General features: G+C 57.3%; 18 protein-coding genes. 6 read left to right on the plus strand and 12 right to left on the minus strand.

The window, feature by feature from the left end; translation table 11 throughout:
- Window positions 1-125: 125 nt before the first annotated feature.
- From nei to BLU64_RS01220, 8 genes are all read right to left on the minus strand, one after another.
- Window positions 126-917 carry an endonuclease VIII gene (nei, locus tag BLU64_RS01185; protein ID WP_026743192.1) on the minus strand — a complete coding sequence of 264 codons (792 nt, stop codon included), beginning with the start codon at window positions 915-917 and terminating at the stop codon, window positions 126-128.
- Window positions 918-945: 28 nt separating this feature from the next.
- Window positions 946-1683, minus strand: a complete 738-nt coding sequence (gene pxpA / locus BLU64_RS01190; RefSeq protein WP_026743193.1) for a 5-oxoprolinase subunit PxpA — start codon at window positions 1681-1683, stop codon at window positions 946-948.
- A complete protein-coding gene (gene pxpC / locus BLU64_RS01195; RefSeq protein ID WP_074727726.1) occupies window positions 1673-2602 on the minus strand; it encodes a 5-oxoprolinase subunit PxpC in 930 nt (309 codons plus the stop codon). Before pxpC ends, pxpA begins: the two co-directional genes overlap by 11 nt.
- Window positions 2596-3252 carry a 5-oxoprolinase subunit PxpB gene (gene pxpB, locus BLU64_RS01200; protein ID WP_026743195.1) on the minus strand — a complete coding sequence of 219 codons (657 nt, stop codon included), beginning with the start codon at window positions 3250-3252 and terminating at the stop codon, window positions 2596-2598. Before pxpB ends, pxpC begins: the two co-directional genes overlap by 7 nt.
- A 76-nt stretch (window positions 3253-3328) precedes the next feature.
- Window positions 3329-4072, minus strand: coding sequence for a type 2 GTP cyclohydrolase I (locus BLU64_RS01205; protein ID WP_026743196.1), 744 nt, complete (start codon window positions 4070-4072; stop codon window positions 3329-3331).
- A gap of 23 nt (window positions 4073-4095) precedes the next feature.
- A complete protein-coding gene (gene phrB / locus BLU64_RS01210; RefSeq protein WP_026743197.1) occupies window positions 4096-5520 on the minus strand; it encodes a deoxyribodipyrimidine photo-lyase in 1425 nt (474 codons plus the stop codon).
- 22 nt (window positions 5521-5542) lie between these two features.
- Entirely contained in the window at window positions 5543-6502 is a 960-nt protein-coding gene (locus BLU64_RS01215) for a YbgA family protein (RefSeq protein ID WP_026743198.1), read from the minus strand.
- A 146-nt stretch (window positions 6503-6648) separates the two neighbouring features.
- Window positions 6649-6855, minus strand: coding sequence for a YbfA family protein (locus BLU64_RS01220; protein WP_026743199.1), 207 nt, complete (start codon window positions 6853-6855; stop codon window positions 6649-6651).
- Window positions 6856-7149: 294 nt separating this feature from the next.
- Between BLU64_RS01220 and kdpD the strand changes: the two genes are divergently transcribed.
- Both kdpD and kdpE read left to right on the plus strand, forming a co-directional pair.
- On the plus strand, window positions 7150-9873 hold the full coding sequence (kdpD, locus tag BLU64_RS01225) for a two-component system sensor histidine kinase KdpD (RefSeq protein WP_026743200.1): 2724 nt from the start codon (window positions 7150-7152) through the stop codon (window positions 9871-9873).
- 17 nt (window positions 9874-9890) lie between these two features.
- Entirely contained in the window at window positions 9891-10571 is a 681-nt protein-coding gene (gene kdpE, locus BLU64_RS01230; RefSeq protein WP_026743201.1) for a two-component system response regulator KdpE, read from the plus strand.
- A 388-nt stretch (window positions 10572-10959) separates the two neighbouring features.
- Here the strand turns inward: kdpE and pgm are convergent, their stop codons facing one another.
- Together pgm and seqA are read right to left on the minus strand one after the other, a co-directional pair.
- Window positions 10960-12603: a phosphoglucomutase (alpha-D-glucose-1,6-bisphosphate-dependent) gene (pgm, locus tag BLU64_RS01235; RefSeq protein WP_074727728.1), complete on the minus strand. Its 1644-nt coding sequence runs from the start codon at window positions 12601-12603 to the stop codon at window positions 10960-10962.
- A gap of 24 nt (window positions 12604-12627) precedes the next feature.
- Entirely contained in the window at window positions 12628-13164 is a 537-nt protein-coding gene (gene seqA / locus BLU64_RS01240; protein ID WP_026743203.1) for a replication initiation negative regulator SeqA, read from the minus strand.
- A gap of 219 nt (window positions 13165-13383) precedes the next feature.
- On the opposite strand from seqA, the gene ybfF reads away from it, so the two are divergent.
- Both ybfF and ybfE read left to right on the plus strand, forming a co-directional pair.
- Entirely contained in the window at window positions 13384-14151 is a 768-nt protein-coding gene (gene ybfF, locus BLU64_RS01245; protein ID WP_074727729.1) for an esterase, read from the plus strand.
- A gap of 179 nt (window positions 14152-14330) precedes the next feature.
- Window positions 14331-14612 carry a LexA regulated protein gene (gene ybfE / locus BLU64_RS01250; RefSeq protein ID WP_026743205.1) on the plus strand — a complete coding sequence of 94 codons (282 nt, stop codon included), beginning with the start codon at window positions 14331-14333 and terminating at the stop codon, window positions 14610-14612.
- Window positions 14613-14789: 177 nt separating this feature from the next.
- Here ybfE and BLU64_RS01255 read toward each other — a convergent pair whose 3' ends face one another.
- A complete protein-coding gene (locus tag BLU64_RS01255) occupies window positions 14790-16463 on the minus strand; it encodes a methyl-accepting chemotaxis protein (RefSeq protein ID WP_026743206.1) in 1674 nt (557 codons plus the stop codon).
- Window positions 16464-16851: 388 nt separating this feature from the next.
- Between BLU64_RS01255 and fldA the strand changes: the two genes are divergently transcribed.
- Window positions 16852-17364, plus strand: coding sequence for a flavodoxin FldA (gene fldA / locus BLU64_RS01260; protein ID WP_026743207.1), 513 nt, complete (start codon window positions 16852-16854; stop codon window positions 17362-17364).
- A 344-nt stretch (window positions 17365-17708) separates the two neighbouring features.
- Window positions 17709-18155 carry a ferric iron uptake transcriptional regulator gene (gene fur, locus BLU64_RS01265; RefSeq protein ID WP_026743208.1) on the plus strand — a complete coding sequence of 149 codons (447 nt, stop codon included), beginning with the start codon at window positions 17709-17711 and terminating at the stop codon, window positions 18153-18155.
- Window positions 18156-18241: 86 nt separating this feature from the next.
- On the opposite strand, the gene glnS is transcribed toward fur, so the two are convergent.
- Window positions 18242-19900, minus strand: a complete 1659-nt coding sequence (gene glnS, locus BLU64_RS01270; RefSeq protein ID WP_026742752.1) for a glutamine--tRNA ligase — start codon at window positions 19898-19900, stop codon at window positions 18242-18244.
- Between the last annotated feature and the right edge of the window lie 39 nt (window positions 19901-19939).

A 19939-nucleotide genomic window follows, 5' to 3' on the forward strand; every position in this document is an offset into this window, starting at 1 on the left:
CGGCGATGTTCGGTTCGGAGCGATACCATCGACTCTCCGTCGCCCCCTCTGATCGCCCATCGCGGCTCCCCTTCCGGAACCAACGTCATGCACATTTATTGCCGCCACACAGTGTCCTGCTCAGCTTAACGCTGGCAGTGGGGACAGCCGTAAAACGGGCGCGACGACAACACGGTGCGCTCAATAAGGTGACCACAGCGTTCGCAGGGCTTGCCAGCGCGATGGAAAACGCGAAAGCGGAACACGGCGCCGTGATGCCGTCGCTCACTCCCTTCGCCGCGAGTCCGATAAGATAAACGAGGGACGTCCAGCAGGGCCTGACTCAGGGCCGCCAGTTGCTCTGGCGACAAGTCCGCGGCGCGGCGCCGGGGCGCCAGCTCGGCCTGCCACAAAATCTCCGCCCGGAGGTAGTTGCCCAATCCGGCCAGGAAAGCCTGATCCAGCAATAGCCCGCTGAACTGGCGACGACGAAAACGAGGCAGCAGCAATCGCGCCTGCACTTGTTCAGCCGTCACCGTCATATCCAGCACATCCGGACCAATGCGTTGCAAGAAAGGATGCGTGGCCAGTTGGTCGACCGTCAGCATGTCGATATCGGAAGCGCTGTACAGAGACACAGCAGTGTCTGCCGCCGTCAGCCGAACGCGCAGGTCGCGTTTGGTCTCTGGCAACGTTTCGGGCAACCCCACGCGCCAAACGCCATACAGCTGATTGTGGCTGTACAGCACGAAATCGTTGGAAAAATAGGTCAGCAGGGCCTTGCCGCGGGTCACAATCCGCGTCACCTGCGACCCCGTCAGTTGTGGTTCATAGATTTTCAATGCGGGAAACGCGAACCAGGCGGCGGTCAGCGTTTTCCCGACGATAGCCGCCGACAGCGCATCGGCCGCGCGACGAATTTCAGGGCCTTCCGGCATAACCCCCGCTCCCGTTAACGCTATTTATTCAGCAGGCGGCGATGTGAATGCCGTACTGCGCAAAACTATGATGCAGCTTGTTGGCGAACTGCAACGCATGGTCGCCGTCGCCGTGCAGGCACACCGTATCGGCTTTCACCGGAACCCAACTGCCGTCGGTGGCGCGCACCCGCTGACGCTGGATCATTTCCAGCGTTTGCGCCAGCGCCAATTCATCGCTGGTGATCAGCGCGCTGATCTGATCGCGCGGCACCAGCGTGCCGTCGGCCTGATAGCTGCGATCGGCGAACACTTCTTCGCGCGTCTTCAGCCCGTGTCGTTTTCCGGCTTCAATCAGCTCGCTCCCCGCCAGACCGACCAGATGCAGCGAGGGATCGACCACTTGGACCGCTCTGGCGATCGCGTCCGCCAGCTGCGGATCTTTGGCGGCCTGATTATAAAGCATACCGTGGGGCTTCACGTGGAACATCCGCGCGCCCTCCGCTTTGACTAACGCCGCCAGCGCGCCGACCTGATAAACCACCTGAGCAAAGACCGCGTCGGGCGAAAGCTGCAACGCCCGGCGGCCGAAATGTTCCCGGTCGGGATAGCCCGGATGCGCGCCGATGGTGACGCCGTATTTGATGGCCGAGCGCACCGAACGATGCATCGTCTGCGCATCGCCGGCATGAAAACCGCAGGCGATGTTGGCGGAGCTGATCAACGGTAACAACGCCTCGTCATGTTTCCCGCCTTCTCCCAGATCCGCGTTCAAGTCAATCACCATGTAGCCTCCAAGCCAGTTGTTCCAGATAGTGCCGCTGAGTCAGCCATGCCTGCCGAGCCTCTGGCAGCGAACAGTGAACGAAGTGCACCTTCTCGCCCAGACGGATCTGGGCCAGATGATAAAGATCGGCGGCGATCACGCTGGCGATGCACGGATAGCCGCCGGTCGTCTGAGCATCCGCCATCAGGACGATCGGTTTGCCGTTGTGCGGCACCTGAATTACCCCCGGCAACACCCCGTGAGACAGTATCTCGCGGTGGGTAACGCGCTCCAGCGCCGGTCCCTGCAGCCGATATCCCATTCGGTTGCTTTGCGGGCTTAACTGCCAGCCGGTACGCCAGAACTCGTCGTGCGCGACTTCGCTGAATTCCTGATACTCCGGCCCGGTTAAAACCCGAACCCGGTTGTGAAACAGAAGCTGTTTTATGCCGATCGGCTTGCTCAGTTGCCGTCCAGGTGCGCCGAGTGGCAGGCTATCGCCATCCGCCAGCGGACGTCCTGACAATCCGCCGAAGGCGGCTTTAAGATCGGTGCTTCGCGACCCCAACACTTCCGGCACGTCGATGCCGCCGGAAATCGCCAGATAGCTGCGCATGCCGTGTCGCGGCATGCCCAGATGCAGCGTCTGCCCCGGCTCGACCGGGTAACGCCATCCGGTCCACAGCGTTTGACCATCCAGCTCCGCGCGCGCGTCCGCCCCGCTCAGCGCGATCCAGCTGCGGCGGGTGAATTTGGCCGTAAACTGACCGAGCGTGATCTCCAGCGCGGCCGTGTCGGCCTCATTCCCCACCAGCAGGTTGGCGATGCTCAGCGCGGGCACATCCAACGCCCCGCATTGACCAATGCCGAACTGGCGATGGCCGAAGCGGCCCAGGTCCTGAACCGTGGTTTGCAAACCCGCCCGAATAATAGTCAGCATAGGCCCTCCCGCTGTGGAACGAAGCGAACCCGATCGCCCGGCCGCAGCAGCGTCGGCGGCGTCGATGCGGGCGTGAACAGCGAAAGTTCTGTACGTCCTATCAGCTGCCAACCGCCGGGGGTGGATAAAGGATAAATACCGGTCTGATGGCCGCCAATGCCGACGGAGCCGGCAGGCACCTGCAAACGGGGTTCTGCGCGCCGCGGGGTATACAGCCGCGCATCCAGGTCGCCCAGATAAGCGAAGCCGGGCTGAAAGCCGATGAAGTAAACGACATAGCGCGTGGCGGCATGACATTCGACGACCTGACGCGGCGTCATACCGCAGTGCGCCGCGACATGCGCTAAATCCGGCCCATTCCCCCCGCCATAAATCACCGGGATATCGACTTCCCGAGAAGCCTGAGGCTTCGCCGAGATCTCATCCCAGGCATGGCGAAGCTGGGCTAACACCGCCGTCGGCGCGAACACCGGCTGGGCCAGAATGACGGTCAGATTATTCATTCCGGGAATGACCTCTTCTACCCCGCTTTCCCCGCGCAGACGCTCAGCCAGCGCCCAGATACGTTGCTGACTTTGCAGCGCCGGCGGCGCCGCCAGCTCAAGCACCGCCGCGCTCTCTCCCAGCAGATAACAGCGAACCTGTTGCATCCTTACCTCCCCTGAAAACCTCCGCCGCGACGCCGTATCACCGTCGTCCCGTCTCATCCCCAGCGATGACGGTCAATTAGGCCGGATTGGGAATGTCGATAAAGGTCACGTCAAAGCCATGCTGCTGCGCCAGCCATTCGCCCAGCGCGCGGATCCCCGCTCGCTCCGTGGCGTGATGCCCGGCCGCATAAAAGTGAAGTCCCATTTCTCGTGCGGTATGCACCGTCTTTTCGGATACTTCCCCGGTAATGAAGGCATCCACGCCGAAATCGGCGGCCTGATCGATAAATCCTTGCCCGCCGCCGGTACACCATGCCACGCGCTTGATCATCGCCGGCGCATGATCGCCGCAGTGCAGCACCGAGCGCCCTAACGCCTCCTCCAGCTGGTGGCGCAGCTCATCACCGCTCTGCGGCTGCCGCAGCTCGCCATAAGGCAGCAGCGAGTCGATCTCGCCCAGCGTCGTGATATTCAGCATGTTCGCCAGACAGGCGTTGTTGCCGATCTCAGGATGCGCATCCAAGGGCAGGTGATAGCCATACAGATTGATGTCGTTGGCCAATAGCGTCTTCAGACGCCGACGTTTCATTCCGCGGATAACCGCCGGCTCGCTTTTCCAAAAATAGCCGTGATGCACCAGCACCGCATCGGCCTGCTGCGCCACGGCGGCGTCCAGCAAGGCCTGACAGGCCGTCACCCCGGTAACGATACGTTTCACATCGCTGCGGCCTTCGACCTGCAGCCCATTCGGGGCGTAGTCGGAAAAAGCGGACACATTCAGAAATCGGTCGATCACGGTTTCCAGTTCGGTATTACGCATAGGTACAACGGCTCCCTGATAATTTATTGTGTGTTCTTGGCGGACTCGAACGCTGCCAGCGTGCGGGTTCTCGCCTGTTTATGGTCGACGATAGGCGCCGGGTAGTCTAGCTTTTGCCCCTGCTGTTCCGCCCAACGCAGAGGATGATGAATCGCTTTGCCGGGCACCTTCGACAGCTCCGGCACCCAGCGCCGGATAAAGTCGCCGTCCGGATCGAAGCGCTCCCCCTGCGTGCTCGGGTTGAAGATGCGGAAGTAGGGCGCAGAGTCGGTCCCCGTCGACGCGGCCCACTGCCAGCCGCCGTTGTTGGCGGCCAGGTCGCCGTCCACCAGTTGGCTCATGAAATACCGCTCACCCTCGCGCCAGTCAATCAGCAGATCCTTAATCAAGAAACTGGCGCAGATCATGCGTAGCCGGTTATGCATCCAGCCCATGTGATTAAGCTGTCGCATGCCCGCATCCACGATGGGGAAGCCGGTGCGGCCTTCCTGCCAGGCTTTAAGCCCTTTCGGGTCGTCCCGCCACTCAACCTGCTTCGTCCAGGGAATGAACGGCTGATGGCGACACAGCTCAGGGCTGAAAACCATCAAATGGCGGTAAAACTCCCGCCAGATCAGTTCGTTGAACCAGACAAAAGCGCTACTGTCTGGCTGACGTAGCGCCTCGGGATACTCGGCCAGTAGCGCCTCGAGACACTGCCGCGGGGAGATGACGCCGAGCGCCAGATACGGCGAAAGCTGGCTGGTGCCGGGCGCGGCGGGGAGGTCTCGCTGAGAGGCGTAGCCGTCGGCCTTCTGACGACAGAACTGACGCAGCCGCTGCTGCGCAGCCTCTTCGCCCGCCGGAAAGTCCTCGGATACTAAAATTGACGGATAGTCGAACGGCTTCACCGGCGGAACATCGTCCGTCATCTTGCCGCGCGCGGTCGGCGCTGGCACGCAGACGGTTTCGCTCTGCTGCAACCGTTTGACGAACGCTTTGCTGAACGGCGTGAAGACACGATACATCTTGCCGTCGCCCGTCATGACGCTGCCGGGCGGCAGCAGCAAGCTGTCATCAAAGCCCTGACAGACGACTTTGCCGTCCAGCGCCTGCTCCATTTTTCTGTCGCGCTGGCGTTCGTTCAGCTCGTACTGATAGTTGTAGAACAGGTTCGTCACCTGCTCGCGCTGGCAAAACTCGACCAGCGCATCAACGCTGTCGTTAAAGTCGCCGCACTGCTGATAGAACAGCGGGATGCCTTTATCATGCAGAGACTGCTGCAACCGTTGCAGGTTATCGAACATCAGGGCGGCCTGACGCTCGGACATGTCATGGTTAGCCCACTGCCGGGGCGTGGCGATGAATAACCCGATCACACGGGCTTTTTTATCCTGACAGGCAGCGTGGAGCGCGAGATTATCGCTCATGCGTAAATCGTGGCGAAACCAGACCAAGTGCGTAGCCATAGCGAGTCCTTATGACAACAAACTAGTAGCCGTACCGCAAGCGCAACGCTTCGGGATACGGCGCGAAATAGCGCTGCTGCTCGAGGTAGTCGTCCGGATATTCGGACAAATAGTGGCGCAGGAGCGTAATGGGAGCCAGCAGCGGCTGGACCCCTTGGCGATAACGATCGATAAGCTGGGTCAGCTCCTGGCGCTGTGAGGCATTCAGCTGATTGCGGAAATAGCCCTGCACATGCATCAGAACGTTGGTGTGATTGCGGCGGGTCGCGGGATTCGAGAGCAGCGACATCAAGCGCAGCCGGTATTCCGCAGCGAAGGCTTCCAGAGACTCCCACTGGTCCATCATGGCGACAAAACGTCCCAGCGTGCGGTATTCCGTCTGAGAATGGGCCAGCAACAGCAGCTTGTAACGGCTGTGAAACGCCACCAGCCGCCCGCGGGTCAGCCCTTGTTGCCATAGCTGATTCAGCTCATGCAGTGCGAAAACTCGCTCGATGAAGTTCTCGCGGAGCACCGCGTCATTCAGGCGGCCGTTCTCTTCTACAGGCAACCACGGCATGGCGGCCATCAGGTGTTCGGTAAAGAGACCCATGCCGCTTCGCCGCGCGTTTTTCTGGTCGGCGTCATACACGCGGACGCGCTCCATCCCACAGCTGGGGGATTTGGCGCAGACGATGTAGCCGCACAGATGGCTCAGTTCGTTCACCTTGCTTGCCGAGAAGGCGTGCATTTCCTCGGTCACGTCCAGATCGCTGCCGTTGCTGGCGCGCAACACGGTTTCATCGTGTTCGTTCTTGACCAAACGCAAGGCCGGACGCGGCGTCGGCAGCCCAACCGCGATTTCGGGGCATATCGGCTCAAAGCTGAAATAGGAGGTGAGTTGATCCGCAGCAAACCCAAAACGCTTGTGTCCGCCGTCAAAACGGACCTGATTTCCCAGCAGGCAGGCGCTTATGCCAACGGGAATTAACGAGTTCGACATGAGGTGCCTCATCAAAAGAAATTGCTATCTCAATAGCATAGCGGATTTACAGGCAACTCATGAGAAAGATGAGGAAAATCATGCCTTCGCGCCTGACGATTTCAGACGCGAAGGAGGGATAGATACGCGGTCCCTCGGCGCTGCGGTCAATAAAAGTGGCCGGCGGCATGCTCTGACTGCCTATGCCACACCGGTTCGTCGCTGGTTTTTAACCATACTCGATGCAGGTAACTGTAGAAACGGGCGCGATCGCGACGGAACAGCATCACCGGCAAAGCCAGCAGACCAATAATCACAACCGCGCTGCGGCGCAGAACAATACGGTGGAACGGGTAAGCGCAAGACATGGCCATCCTCCGAGTCATACGATGCGCGGGAGGCACTCCCGCAGGTGATGAACGCGTTACTGCAATAGGCTAAAACTCTACCCGCTTTGTGCCCGGTTAGCTACTCATCCGACCAGAAAACCGGGCCGTAATTATCCTAAAAATTGATGAAGGGATGGGCCTGACGATGATAAAAAAGCTGACTTTCGCCACCCGCGAATAAAACGCCGGAGACGCCTGGCTCTGGCGGAAACACCGCCGCTTATGTATTACTGTTAGACCCAACCCATGATTCACTGAGCCTTGCGATAAGGACCGTTCATGACCCATGAGGAACCGCGTCGTCCCGACCCGGATACGTTGCTGTCCCAGCTTGGAGAATCCCCGCGGGGAAAACTGAAGATTTTTTTTGGCGCCAGCGCGGGCGTCGGTAAAACCTACGCGATGCTGCAAGAAGCTCGCCGTCTCAAGGAGCAGGGGCTGGATGTGCTGGTCGGCGTGGTGGAAACCCACGGGCGCGTGGAGACCCTCGCGCAGTTAGACGGGTTGCCGCAACTGCCGGGGAAAAAGATCGGGGCAGCGGGCAGAGATTATGAGGAGTTCGACCTGGACGCCGCGCTGGCGCGAGCGCCTGCGCTGATCCTCGTAGATGAACTGGCCCACAGTAATCTGCATGGAAGTCGTCATCCTAAACGCTGGCAGGATGTGCAGGAGCTATTGGAAGCCGGGATCGATGTCTTCACAACGGTCAACGTGCAACATCTGGAAAGCCTCAACGATGTGGTGGGCGGGATCACCGGTATACGTGTACGCGAAACCCTCCCCGATCCGTTCTTTGACGATGCGGACGAAGTCGTGCTGGTGGATTTGCCGCCGGACGACCTGCGCCAACGCCTGCATGAAGGCAAGGTTTATCTTCCGCAGCAGGCGGAGCGCGCCATCGAACATTTCTTCCGCAAGGGCAATCTCGTTGCGCTGCGTGAGCTGGCCCTGCGTCGGCTGGCTGACCGGGTGGACGACCAGGTGCGGGCGATGCGCGACCTTCAGGGCGGCGAGCGCGTATGGCATACCCGCGACGCGATTCTGCTTTGCATCGGTCAGGACGCGGGCAATGAAAAACTGGTGCGGACTGCCGCCCGGCTGGCGGCGCGGTTGGGCGGCGTCTGGCACGCAGTGTACGTGGAAACGCCCCGGTTACACCGACTGCCTGAATCCCGACGCCGGGCCATCCTGCGCGCGTTGAAGCTGGCGCAGGATTTGGGCGCAGAAACGGCCACCTTGTCCGATCCCTCCGTGGAAAACGCCATCCTCCGTTACGCACGCGAACATAATCTCAGCAAAATCGTGATTGGTCGTCACACGGATCGCCGATGGAATCGCTGGCGTCGGGCGCGATTCGCCGAGAAGCTGGGGCTATTAGGACCCGATCTCGATCTGGTGGTGGTTGCCGTTCAGGATGAGCCCGCCACCCCGCCAGACAAACCGGAAGATAACCGGAGTCCCACCGAAAAATGGCGGCGTCAGCTGTATGGCTGCGCGCTGGCGATCGCCCTGTGCGCCGCAATCACGCTGCTGGCGCTGTGGTCTCCATTTTCCATGCTCGAACCGGTGAATCTGGTGATGATTTACCTGCTTGGCGTGGCGATCGTCGCGCTGTTCTTCGGACGTTGGCCCTCGGTTTTTGCCGCGCTGATCAACGTCGTCGCCTTCGATCTCTGCTTCGTCGCGCCGCGCGGCAAACTGGCCGTGGCCGATGCACAGTATCTGGTCACGTTTATCGTGATGCTCAGCGTCGGCATTCTGGTGGGCAGCTTGACCGCGGGCGTGCGCTACCAGGCACGCGTCGCCCGCTTCCGTGAACAGCGCATGCGCCATCTGTACGAGATGTCCAACGCGCTTAACCGCAGCCTGACCGTGGAAGATATCGCCGCCGCCAGTCGTCACTATCTTGGCTCGACGTTTCAGGCTCGCGCCGCGATCTGGCTGGCGGATACGCCGTCCTCACCGACGACCGAGCTGAAGCCCGTCTCGGCGCAGACGCCGGAATCGCTTATCGTCGACCCGGCTATCGCACGCTGGAGCTTCGACCATCATGCGCCGGCGGGCTACGGAACCCGTACCCTGCCCGGCGTTCCTTACCAGATTCAGCCGCTGTCGACGCCGCAGCTGACGTTCGGCGTCATCGCGCTTGAGCCGCTGCATGCGCGCCAATTGATGATCCCCGAACAGCAGCGCATGCTGGAGACCTGCACCGTCTTGATCGCCAATGCGCTGGAACGGCTGCATCTCATCCAAAGCGCCGAGAAGGCGCGTCTGGATACCGAACGAGAGCAGTTACGCAACTCGCTGCTGTCCGCGCTGTCCCACGATTTGCGCACGCCGCTGACGGTGCTGTCCGGACAGGCGGAGATTCTGACACGGAATCTGAGCGCGCAGGCATCGCCTTATGCTCCGCAAGCCGGCCAGATCGGACGGCAGATCCAGAACACCATACGGCTGGTCAATAATCTGCTGGATATGGCTCGTCTCCAGTCGGACAGTTTCCATCCCCGCAAAGCCTGGCAGTCGCTTCAGGAGCTGGCGGACAGCGCAGTGCGGCATCTGGAAAATGGCGAAGACGCGCCAGACGTGACGCTGGCGCTGGCGCTGCCGCAAGATCTGATGCTGGTCTACTGCGATGCCATCCTGATAGAACGGGTGCTGATTAACCTTCTGGAGAATGCCGTCAAGTATGCGGGAGACCAAGCCGCTATTACGCTCTCCGCACTGCCGCTCGTCGCAGCAACCGACGAGCGCTACGTTGAAGTGCGCGTGCAGGACAACGGCCCCGGCATCGCCCCCGGTAAAGAGCTGATGATTTTTGATAAATTCGCCCGAGGACATCAGGAATCCGCCATTCCTGGTGTAGGGTTGGGACTGGCTATCTGTCAGGCCATCGTCGCCATTCACGGCGGAAAAATCTGGGCGACGAATGCCGAAGGCGGCGGCGCCGTGTTTCACTTCACATTGCCGCTGATAACCCCGCCGGATCTGGAACCTGAATAAGAGGAGTCACCACGCAGGTGCTTACCAACATATTGCTCGTAGAAGATGAAAAAGAGATACGGCGCTTCGTGCGGCAAGCGCTCGAAGGGGAAGGTTGTCATGTCTTTGAGGCCGACACGCTACAGCGCGGCCTGATCGAGGCCGCCACCCGCAAGCCGTCGCTGATTATCCTCGATCTGGGCCTGCCGGACGGCAACGGCATCGATTATATTCACGACCTGCGCCAGTGGAGCAGCATCCCGATTATCGTCCTGTCCGCCCGCAGCGATGAACAGGATAAAATCGCGGCGCTGGACGCTGGCGCCGACGATTTTCTGACAAAACCTTTTGGCATTGGCGAGCTGCTGGCGCGGCTGCGTGTCGCACAGCGTCGGTTTACGCTGTCGCGGCAGGAAAGCCCGCAGGTGACCTTCGGAGACATCAGTGTCGATCTGCTCGATCGTCAGGTGACTCGCAACGGCGAACTGCTACATCTGACGCCCACCGAGTTCCGCTTACTGTCCCTGCTGGTCGCTAATCCCGGCAAAGTCTTGACGCAGCGCCAATTGCTGAATGACGTGTGGGGGCCTAATGCGGTAGAGAACAGCCACTACCTGCGCATCTATATGGGACACCTGCGCCAAAAATTGGAGCTGGACCCCGCCCGCCCGCGGCACCTGGTGACGGAGACCGCCGTCGGTTATCGTTTCATCCCCTGAAGATAGCCTTTCGCATGAGGCTGAAGCGGCATTTCCGCTTATTCTTGAGCGGGAAAAGAGTTATAAGTAGCGGGTTGGCTATCCGCAATATGCGCTGTGATGATCCCAGTGGTCACGCTGATGGTTACACTTGGATAATGGCAATCGTCCCCCATTTTCGATGACATTGTCCAATTCGTCACTGCCGGATTTATCCTCGGCATGAGGAACGGCGACGCTCGAATCTCCCCAGCAACACGGCAGGCGGACAGAATGATACGGGCGCAACATTCGCATAATCGTTAAGACCGCGACTGACCAAAACAACGCTTTTCGTCGCTAACATTCCGGCTAATAACAAAAAAGGCACCGTCATCGGTGCCTTTTAAATTTCGCGTGGTAACGGACGTTATTTCGCGTTGTCCAGCACTTCGCTGACAATCTCTACCGCTTCTTTTTCAATTTTCCGCAGATGGTCATCCCCGAGGAAACTTTCACAGTAAATTTTGTAGGCTTCTTCCGTGCCGGAAGGACGCGCGGCAAACCAGCCGTTGTCCGTCATCACCTTCAGCCCGCCGATGGACGCGCCATTGCCCGGCGCGGTGGTCAGACGCGCGGTGATCGGATCGCCCGCCAGCGTACTGGCGGAGACCTGTTCCGGCGACAGCTTGGACAACGCGGCTTTTTGCGCGTGCGTGGCCGGAGCCTGGATACGGTTATAGCTAGGCGCGCCGAAGCGTTTCGCCAATTCATCGTAGTGCTGCTGCGGGTTCTTACCGGTCACGGCCGTGATCTCCGCCGCCAGCAGACACATGATGATGCCGTCTTTGTCGGTTGACCACGGCTGAGTATCAAAGCGCAGGAAAGACGCGCCCGCGCTTTCCTCGCCGCCGAAGCCCAGACTGCCGTCGAACAGCCCATCGACAAACCATTTAAAGCCGACCGGCACTTCCACCAGCTTGCGGCCCAGATCGTTGACGACCCGGTCGATCATCGCGCTGGAGACCAATGTTTTGCCGACCGCGACGCTGTCGTTCCACTGCGGACGATGCTGGAACAGGTAGTTGATCGCGACGGCGAGATAGTGGTTCGGATTCATCAGCCCGGCGGGGGTCACGATGCCGTGGCGGTCGTAGTCCGGATCGTTGGCGAAGGCCAGATCGAACTTGTCGCGCAGCGCCAGCAGTCCCGCCATGGCGAATTCGGATGAACAGTCCATACGGATGACGCCATCGTGATCCAGCGTCATAAAGCGGAACGTCTGGTCAACTTCGTCGTTAACCATCGTCAGATCCAGCTGGTAGTGTTCGGCGATCCGCTGCCAGTAGGCGATACCGGAACCCCCCAGAGGATCGACGCCCAGCTTCAGCCCGGCGCGCTGAATGGCCGCCATATCGACGACCTCGCCCAGCCCTTCCACATAGGCCTGCACCAGATCCTGCTCGTGAAGATGACCGCCCTGTTTGGCCGCGTCCACGGTCTGACGCTGAACGTCGCGCAGCGATTCGGCCAGCAACGCGTTGGCGCGCTTTTCAATCACGCTGGTCAGGTTGGTGTCTGCGGGTCCGCCATTGGGGGGATTGTACTTGATGCCACCGTCTTCCGGCGGGTTGTGCGACGGTGTGATGACAATGCCATCCGCCAGTGCACCGCCGTTGCGGTTATGCGTCAAAATCGCGTTGGAGACCGCCGGTGTCGGGGTGAAGCCGTTATCCTGCTGGATAATCACATCCACGCCATTCGCCGTCAGCACTTCCAGAACGGAAATAAACGCGGGTTCAGACAACGCATGCGTGTCTTTCCCCACGTAACAAGGACCGCTAATCCCCTGGCGACTGCGCTCTTCGGCGATGGCCTGGGCAATAGCCAGAATATGCGCTTCATTGAAACTGTGACGCGCGGCGCTGCCGCGATGACCGGAGGTGCCGAATTTAACGGCATGGGCCGGGTTAGCGGGGTCCGGTTGCAACACGTAATACTGCGACGTCAACTGCGCGACGTTAATCAAGTCGCTCTGCCGGGTCGGTTGTCCAGCTCTCGGGTGATTAGCCATTGCCTTGTTTTCCTGACGCGTGATTTAGAGGGTACCGCAGACTTTCTCGATTAGCTCCGGCGGGAACTGCATCGACTGCATGATGTGTTCAATCATGCTCCGTTTACGACCCGTATTGGTGTTAGTGATAACCCAGTATGGCGTGCCCTGGATATGTTTGGGTTTAGTGTGCGTGCCATTTTGCAGCAGCGTGTGCTCGTCACCGGCAAAGTAGACGCGGGTTCGGCCGTGGAGCGACTCGGTCGCTGCGCCGAATTCCGCAGGTGACAGGTCATACAATACGGACAATATCAACATGAAGCGGTTGATCGCTTTATTCTTCTCAGCGTATTCGTCTGATAACAGCAGCTCGCGGAGCGCTCTCACCCGGTCACGCGGGCTACGTTGGATCGTCGCCGCCGGCTTTTCCGCCGCCGCAACTGTGGAGGAGGCTGTCTGTACAACCTGTCCGGCGCTGAATTTCAGCATACGCCGTAAAATGTCGGATGCGCTTTCGCCAATATGCTGGGTATGGCTGGCGATATAACGATAAAGCTCTTCGTCGACCTCAATAGTTTTCATCTTTATCCAGTACGGTTTTATTTCTTCAATCATCAGGGAGTATAAAGTTACCTTTCTCCCGCGAACAGCAGCAAACGCGGGTATCCGCATAAAGTCAGATTAGGCTGAGTGATGCCTTTGCGCATGGAGGGTCGCCTGAGGCGATCGTTCATGGCACCGCGAGATCGCAGGATAAACTCATGATACCCTAAGCAAACGTCTCCCTGAATGAACTTCACTATGAAATTGAATTATCGCTGGCAAAACGCGCAACTGCCTCAGCAGCAGCTTCCGGTTATTCTCATTCACGGCCTGTTCGGTAACCTTGATAATCTTGGCGTATTGGCCCGCGATCTGCAAAATCAACACGATATTTTACAGATCGATCTGCGTAACCACGGGTTGTCTCCGCGCGATCCTTCCATGCAATATCAAGATATGGCGCAAGATGTCGTGGATCTACTGGACGAACTGTCGCTGGATCGTGTCATTGTGATCGGCCACTCCATGGGCGGAAAAGTCGCCATGGCGCTGAGCGCGCTGATCCCGGATCGCATTGAGCGCATCGTCGCGATTGATATCGCGCCGGTGCATTATCACAGCCGACGACACGACGACATCTTTGCCGCACTAAGAGCCGTCAGCGCCGCCGGGATCACACAACGTACTGCCGCGGCGGAATTGATGCGCGAAAGCATCGCCGATGAAAGCGTGATTCAGTTCCTGCTGAAGTCATTTGCTCAAGGAGAGTGGCGATTCAACGTGCCGGTTTTATGGGATCAATACGATGTCATTTCAGGCTGGCAAGATGTACCCGTCTGGGCGCATCCCATTTTGTTTATTCGCGGTGAGAATTCGCCTTATCTGGATCGCCGCTATCGCGACGCGCTGCTGCGTCAGTTTCCCGGCGCGACGGCTTATGCCATCGCGGGTGCGGGGCATTGGGTGCATGCGGAAAAACCTGAGGCCGTGCTGCGGGCGATACACCGTTTTATGGCGCAGAGTTAGCCCAACCGTTCGCCGCGACGCCGTAAACCATTGTCGCGGCTGGTTCCGCTAGGGTATCATGTCGCCCGCTTTACGCACTTAAGGGTCGGCTGTCTAGCCACTGGCATTGTTAATCACATCATCAAAATGTCGCGAATGAAATGCGCGTTTTGGTCCGAATCTTTGCAGTACCACTACCTATGGCAAAAGAACAAACGGATCGCACCACACCGGATCTGTTCGCTGATGAGCGGCGTCCAGGCCGTCCGAAAACCAATCCGCTTTCACGAGATGAACAGCTGAGAATTAATAAGCGAAATCAGCTGCGACGAGACAAGAATCGTGGGCTACGTCGAGTTGAGCTGAAAATTAACGCGGAAGCGGTCGATATTCTCAACGCGTTGGCGGAAGAGAAAAATATCAGCCGGAGTGAGCTGATTGAGCAAATGTTGCTGTCTCAGCTGGCCAGGACTAAACGTTGATTTCACTTAAGATGTCGTTCAGGACGCTCTGAATTCGAGGGGATCATAACGACGTTCGCTGGCTACCCCACTCTGCCTGCTATTCCTACTCCCCCCCATCCACCCTTATCATCGCGCTCCTGCGGCGACGATAAGGTGGACGAACATGTCAGACGGCGTCTGAAACCGTGCCGCTTTTTAGAATTTTTCCCAATTATCCGTCGACTTCCTGGAAGGCAGCGCTTTCAACGCAGGCGCGGCAGCGGCGGGTTTAACTTCACGGTTTCGGGCTACAGGCGCGTCTTTGGCCGACGATTCCGTCAGGCGGAAGACCGACACGGCCTGCGTCAGCAGAGCCGCCTGCTCTTCCAGCGAGCGCGCGGCGGCGGAAGCTTCTTCTACCAACGCGGCATTCTGCTGCGTCACGCCATCCATTTCCGCAATCGCCTGCCCTGCCTGAGCGATCCCTTTACTTTGTTCCTCGGACGCCGTGGCAATCTCCGCCATGATATCGGTAACGTTCGAGACGGAGCGGACAATTTCACTCATGGTCGTGCCCGCGTCCGCGACCTGGGACGATCCGGAATCGACGCTGCGCACCGAATCGGAAATTAAATGTTCGATCTCCTTAGCCGCCTGCGCGCTTCGCTGAGCCAGATTACGCACTTCTCCCGCGACGACGGCGAAGCCACGTCCCTGCTCTCCGGCACGGGCCGCTTCCACCGCGGCGTTTAGCGCCAGAATATTGGTCTGGAACGCAATCCCGTTGATAACCGTGGTGATTTCAGCGATCTTCTTGGAGCTGCTGGAGATTTCAGACATGGTTTTCACCACGTTATCGACCAGTTCGCCCCCCTTATGCGCCGTCGCCGACGCCTGCTGCGCCAGCTGACGTGCCTGCCCTGCATTTTCGGCGTTCTGTTTAACCGTCGAGGTTAACTCCTCCATACTGGCCGCGCTCTCCTCAAGCGCCGAGGCCTGAGACTCCGTTCGCGCCGAGAGGTCGTTATTGCCAGCGGCGATTTCCGAGACGCCCTGATATATCGATTCCGCGCTGGTACGGATAGTGCTGACCGTATTCGCCAAACTGCTCTGCATATCACGCAACAGAGGGAACAGTTTGCCCACGCAATTGTTGCCGAAGTCCGCAATCGGTTTTCCCAACCGCCCGGCGGCGATGATCTGAAAGTAGTCACGGAGTTCGTTCAGAGGACGCATCAAATATTTGACCAGATAACGGTCGGTGAACAGCAGCATCAATAGGCCCGCGATCAATCCCGCCACCAGGATGGTCTGGCCGATGAAGGTCAGCTGATTGAAGCGTTCGCCCGCCGCGCTAAACTTCTCCGCGCCCGCTTTGTTGAAGGCCGTTACTGAAATGCCGAACTGACGGCTCAATGCAGGGACGGTCGTTTTGGCATAACCCTGATACTCGTCCAGCGCGGAAGCAGCTGCGCGCTGGAACATCGGCTCTACACCATTCTGGACAAGATTCGCCCAGTCGTTAGCCACCGCATCGGCCAAAGAACCATCCATGCCGCCGTGGTCGATCTCTTTGAACGCCACCAAATCCTCTTTCATATTATTGAGCGCTTCCGCCGCAGACTGCTGCTCTTTGTCGGCGTTGACAATATCGCCCGACCGACGATAGTCCACCGATCTGGCCAGTCGAGTCACCATTCGGAAGTACTGATCGTTGCCCATATTGACCAGGTTCATATTTTTAACCAGCAGGGTGCTGGTGTGTGATGTTTGGGTCATTGCATGGAATGAATAGAAGGTGTAGGCCGAAACAGCGCCCCACAGCACGCAGAAGGTGCCCAATACCCATAGTAATGCCGTACGGATAGCAATATTTCTCAGCAATTGCATATCTAAACTCCCCGTTGAAGCAAAAATTAAGTGTGGTGTAGCTAGAATTGTGATGAAGCGTCTTCGTTAAGGCAAAGCACGGTCTTGAATGGGCGTTACTGACAAAGCGCTCTGTGTTCACCATCGTCAATATCGGGCAAAAATTTAGAGGGCAGACCTCGCAAAAGTGAGAAAAAAACCTGAAATAATATTTAGTTAACTGCTTTCAATAAGATAGTGAGTTAAAAAAGTTATAAAAATATTTAAGATATGAGAAATCAACGCAAAGGCGGAGAGACCCTAAGCATCGGCAGATACAAGTTTCTCCCTCAGAAAGGGTCTGCTATCATTACCCGATCTGTGGTAGCTCTGGCGCCATTTCATTAGGAATCAAGAGGTTATATTATCCATGGCACTTATAGGTATTTTCTTCGGCAGCGATACTGGCAATACCGAAAACATTGCCAAGGCGATCCAACAGCAGCTGGGCACCGATGTCGCAGAAGTCCATGACATCGCCAAAAGCAGCAAAGAAGATCTTGAGCGTTTCGACATTCTGTTGCTGGGCATTCCAACCTGGTACTACGGGGAAGCACAGTGTGACTGGGACGACTTCTTCCCGACGCTGGAAGACATCGATTTCACCGGCAAGCGCGTAGCGCTCTTTGGCTGCGGCGATCAGGAAGATTATGCCGAGTATTTCTGTGATGCTATGGGCACCTTACGCGACATTATCGAACCGCGCGGCGCGGCCATCGTCGGTAACTGGTCAACCGAAGGCTACTACTTCGAAGCCTCCAAAGGTCTGGCGGATGACTCTCACTTCATTGGCCTGGCAATTGATGAAGATCGTCAGCCGGAGCTGACGGAGGAGCGCGTGAGCGCATGGGTGAAACAAATCAGCGCTGAGCTGAATTTGTAAGCTTTTTGGAACCGTAATCCCCGTTGCGGCCCGGCGCAAATTTGTGTCGGAGCCGTATCAATAGGTAAAATCTGTCGTAAAGATAGATACATTTTTTTAACTTTTCCGCGTTGCGCGGTACAATAACCCCTTCGGTTAGCTGGTTTCTCACCATTTTTCGCTTTTAAAACGGCGTTGCGCCGTCCCCTTTACCGATGGGTAAGCCTGATATGGTTACGGTTCTGCGGTTTTCATTTCGCCTATGCAGTTCTATAATTGAGACGAATAAACATGTTTGAGCCGACCGATAATATTAGGCTAGTTAGCCTCCCTTGATGAAAGTAGAGTAACAGGACTAAATCCGCATGACTGACAACAACACCGCATTAAAGAAGGCCGGCCTGAAAGTAACCCTTCCTCGTCTCAAAATCTTGGAAGTACTGCAGGATCCAACTTGCCATCACGTCAGTGCGGAAGATTTGTATAAGAAGCTGATTGATATGGGAGAAGAAATTGGTCTGGCCACCGTTTATCGCGTACTGAACCAGTTTGATGACGCCGGTATCGTTACCCGCCACAATTTCGAAGGCGGAAAATCAGTTTTTGAACTGACTCAGCAACAGCATCATGATCACCTGATTTGTCTGGACTGCGGGCGCGTCATTGAATTCAGCGATGAATCTATTGAAACTCGCCAGCGTGAGATTTCAGAGCGCCACGGGATCAAACTGACCAACCACAGCCTGTACCTTTACGGCCACTGCAGCTCCGGCAACTGCCGTGAAGACGAAAAACTGCACGAAGGGAATTAATCCCTGTTCTGATTAAAAAAACGGATTTGCAAAAAAAAAGAAAACCGTCGCGGCGGTTTTCTTTTTTTTATTCAGGCCTAGTGGAATTAACCGACCCAAGTGTCTCGCAAACCCGTCGTTCGGTTGAAGACCAGATGATCAGCGCTGGAGTACACGCGGTCCGCGCAGAAGTACCCTTCACGTTCGAATTGGTACGCCTTCTCCGCCACCGCATCCGCCATGCTGGCTTCAACATAACCGTGCGCAATCTTCAGCGACTCTGGGTTGAGGGTCGACAGGAAATCTTCCGCAGCGCCTGGGTTCGCCACGCTGAATAGGCGGTCATACAGACGGAATTCGGCCGGAATGCCGTGAGCCACGGAAACCCAATGGATGACACCTTTCACCTTGCGCCCATCGGCGGGATCTTTGCTTAGCGTATCCGGATCATAGCTGCAGTAAATTGTAGCGATCTCGCCCTGTTCATCTTTCTCAACGCGGTCGGCTTTAATCACGTAAGCGTTGCGGAGACGGACTTCTTTTCCCAGCACCAAACGCTTGTATTGCTTGTTGGCGGCTTCACGGAAGTCGGCGCGGTCGATGTACAGTTCACGGCTGAAACCTACCTGACGCGTTCCCATCTCCGGCTTGTTGGGATGGTTTGGCATCGTGACCCACTCTTCATGGCCTTCCGGCAGGTTTTCGATAATCACTTTCACCGGGTCCAGTACAGCCATGGCGCGCGGCGCATTTTCATTCAAATCATCGCGAATGCAAGATTCCAACGACGCCATTTCTACCGTGTTATCTTGCTTGGTCACGCCAATACGACGGCAAAATTCACGAATAGAAGCCGCAGTATAGCCACGACGACGCAGCCCGGAGATAGTCGGCATACGCGGATCGTCCCAGCCTTCCACGACGTTTTCCGTCACCAGCTGATTCAGCTTACGCTTGGACATCACGGTGTATTCCAGATTCAGACGAGAAAACTCGTACTGATGCGGATGCGCGGGGATAGAGATATTGTCCAGCACCCAGTCGTACAGGCGGCGGTTATCCTGGAACTCCAGCGTACACAAGGAGTGAGTCACCCCCTCCAGCGCATCGGAGATACAGTGGGTGAAGTCATACATCGGATAGATGCACCACTTGTTGCCAGTCTGGTGGTGGTCGGCGAATTTAATCCGATACAACACCGGATCGCGCATCACCATGAAAGGCGACGCCATATCGATTTTGGCACGCAGACACGCGGTGCCTTCGGCGAATCCGCCGCTGCGCATTTTTTCGAATAGCGCCAGGTTTTCCTGAACGTCGCGATCTCGGTAAGGGCTGTTCTTACCTGGGGAGGTCAACGTGCCGCGGTACTCGCGGATCTGCTCCGGCGTCAGTTCATCGACATACGCCAGTCCTTTATTGATCAATTCAATCGCATACTGATGCAGCTGATCAAAATAGTTGGACGAATAACGCACCTCGCCGCTCCAGGAGAAGCCCAGCCATTGAACGTCTTGTTTGATGGAGTCGACAAATTCAATGTCTTCTTTTACCGGGTTGGTATCGTCAAAGCGCAGATTGCACTGACCCTGATAATCTTCGGCAATACCGAAATTCAGGCAAATTGATTTTGCATGACCGATATGAAGATAGCCGTTAGGCTCCGGCGGGAAGCGCGTTTGAATATGATCATGCTTACCCGATGACAGATCTTCTTCGATGATCTGGCGAATAAAATTCGTTGGGCGGGCTTCTGCCTCACTCATGCTTGATTCCTTAAAAAACGAAAAACACCACATAACCGC

The organism is Lonsdalea quercina (assembly GCF_900107885.1).
Classification (GTDB): Bacteria; Pseudomonadota; Gammaproteobacteria; order Enterobacterales; family Enterobacteriaceae; genus Lonsdalea; species Lonsdalea quercina.

Excerpts from the sequence above, each read along its gene's own strand:
- nei (WP_026743192.1), bottom strand. The coding sequence starts at position 917 with ATGCCGGAAGGCCCTGAAATTCGTCGCGCGGCCGATGCGCTGTCGGCG.
- pxpA (WP_026743193.1), bottom strand. The coding sequence starts at position 1,683 with ATGGTGATTGACTTGAACGCGGATCTGGGAGAAGGCGGGAAACATGAC.
- pxpC (WP_074727726.1), bottom strand. The coding sequence starts at position 2,602 with ATGCTGACTATTATTCGGGCGGGTTTGCAAACCACGGTTCAGGACCTG.
- pxpB (WP_026743195.1), bottom strand. The coding sequence starts at position 3,252 with ATGCAACAGGTTCGCTGTTATCTGCTGGGAGAGAGCGCGGCGGTGCTT.
- BLU64_RS01205 (WP_026743196.1), bottom strand. The coding sequence starts at position 4,072 with ATGCGTAATACCGAACTGGAAACCGTGATCGACCGATTTCTGAATGTG.
- phrB (WP_026743197.1), bottom strand. The coding sequence starts at position 5,520 with ATGGCTACGCACTTGGTCTGGTTTCGCCACGATTTACGCATGAGCGAT.
- BLU64_RS01215 (WP_026743198.1), bottom strand. The coding sequence starts at position 6,502 with ATGTCGAACTCGTTAATTCCCGTTGGCATAAGCGCCTGCCTGCTGGGA.
- BLU64_RS01220 (WP_026743199.1), bottom strand. The coding sequence starts at position 6,855 with ATGGCCATGTCTTGCGCTTACCCGTTCCACCGTATTGTTCTGCGCCGC.
- kdpD (WP_026743200.1), top strand. The coding sequence starts at position 7,150 with ATGACCCATGAGGAACCGCGTCGTCCCGACCCGGATACGTTGCTGTCC.
- pgm (WP_074727728.1), bottom strand. The coding sequence starts at position 12,603 with ATGGCTAATCACCCGAGAGCTGGACAACCGACCCGGCAGAGCGACTTG.
- seqA (WP_026743203.1), bottom strand. The coding sequence starts at position 13,164 with ATGAAAACTATTGAGGTCGACGAAGAGCTTTATCGTTATATCGCCAGC.
- ybfF (WP_074727729.1), top strand. The coding sequence starts at position 13,384 with ATGAAATTGAATTATCGCTGGCAAAACGCGCAACTGCCTCAGCAGCAG.
- ybfE (WP_026743205.1), top strand. The coding sequence starts at position 14,331 with ATGGCAAAAGAACAAACGGATCGCACCACACCGGATCTGTTCGCTGAT.
- BLU64_RS01255 (WP_026743206.1), bottom strand. The coding sequence starts at position 16,463 with ATGCAATTGCTGAGAAATATTGCTATCCGTACGGCATTACTATGGGTA.
- fldA (WP_026743207.1), top strand. The coding sequence starts at position 16,852 with ATGGCACTTATAGGTATTTTCTTCGGCAGCGATACTGGCAATACCGAA.
- fur (WP_026743208.1), top strand. The coding sequence starts at position 17,709 with ATGACTGACAACAACACCGCATTAAAGAAGGCCGGCCTGAAAGTAACC.
- glnS (WP_026742752.1), bottom strand. The coding sequence starts at position 19,900 with ATGAGTGAGGCAGAAGCCCGCCCAACGAATTTTATTCGCCAGATCATC.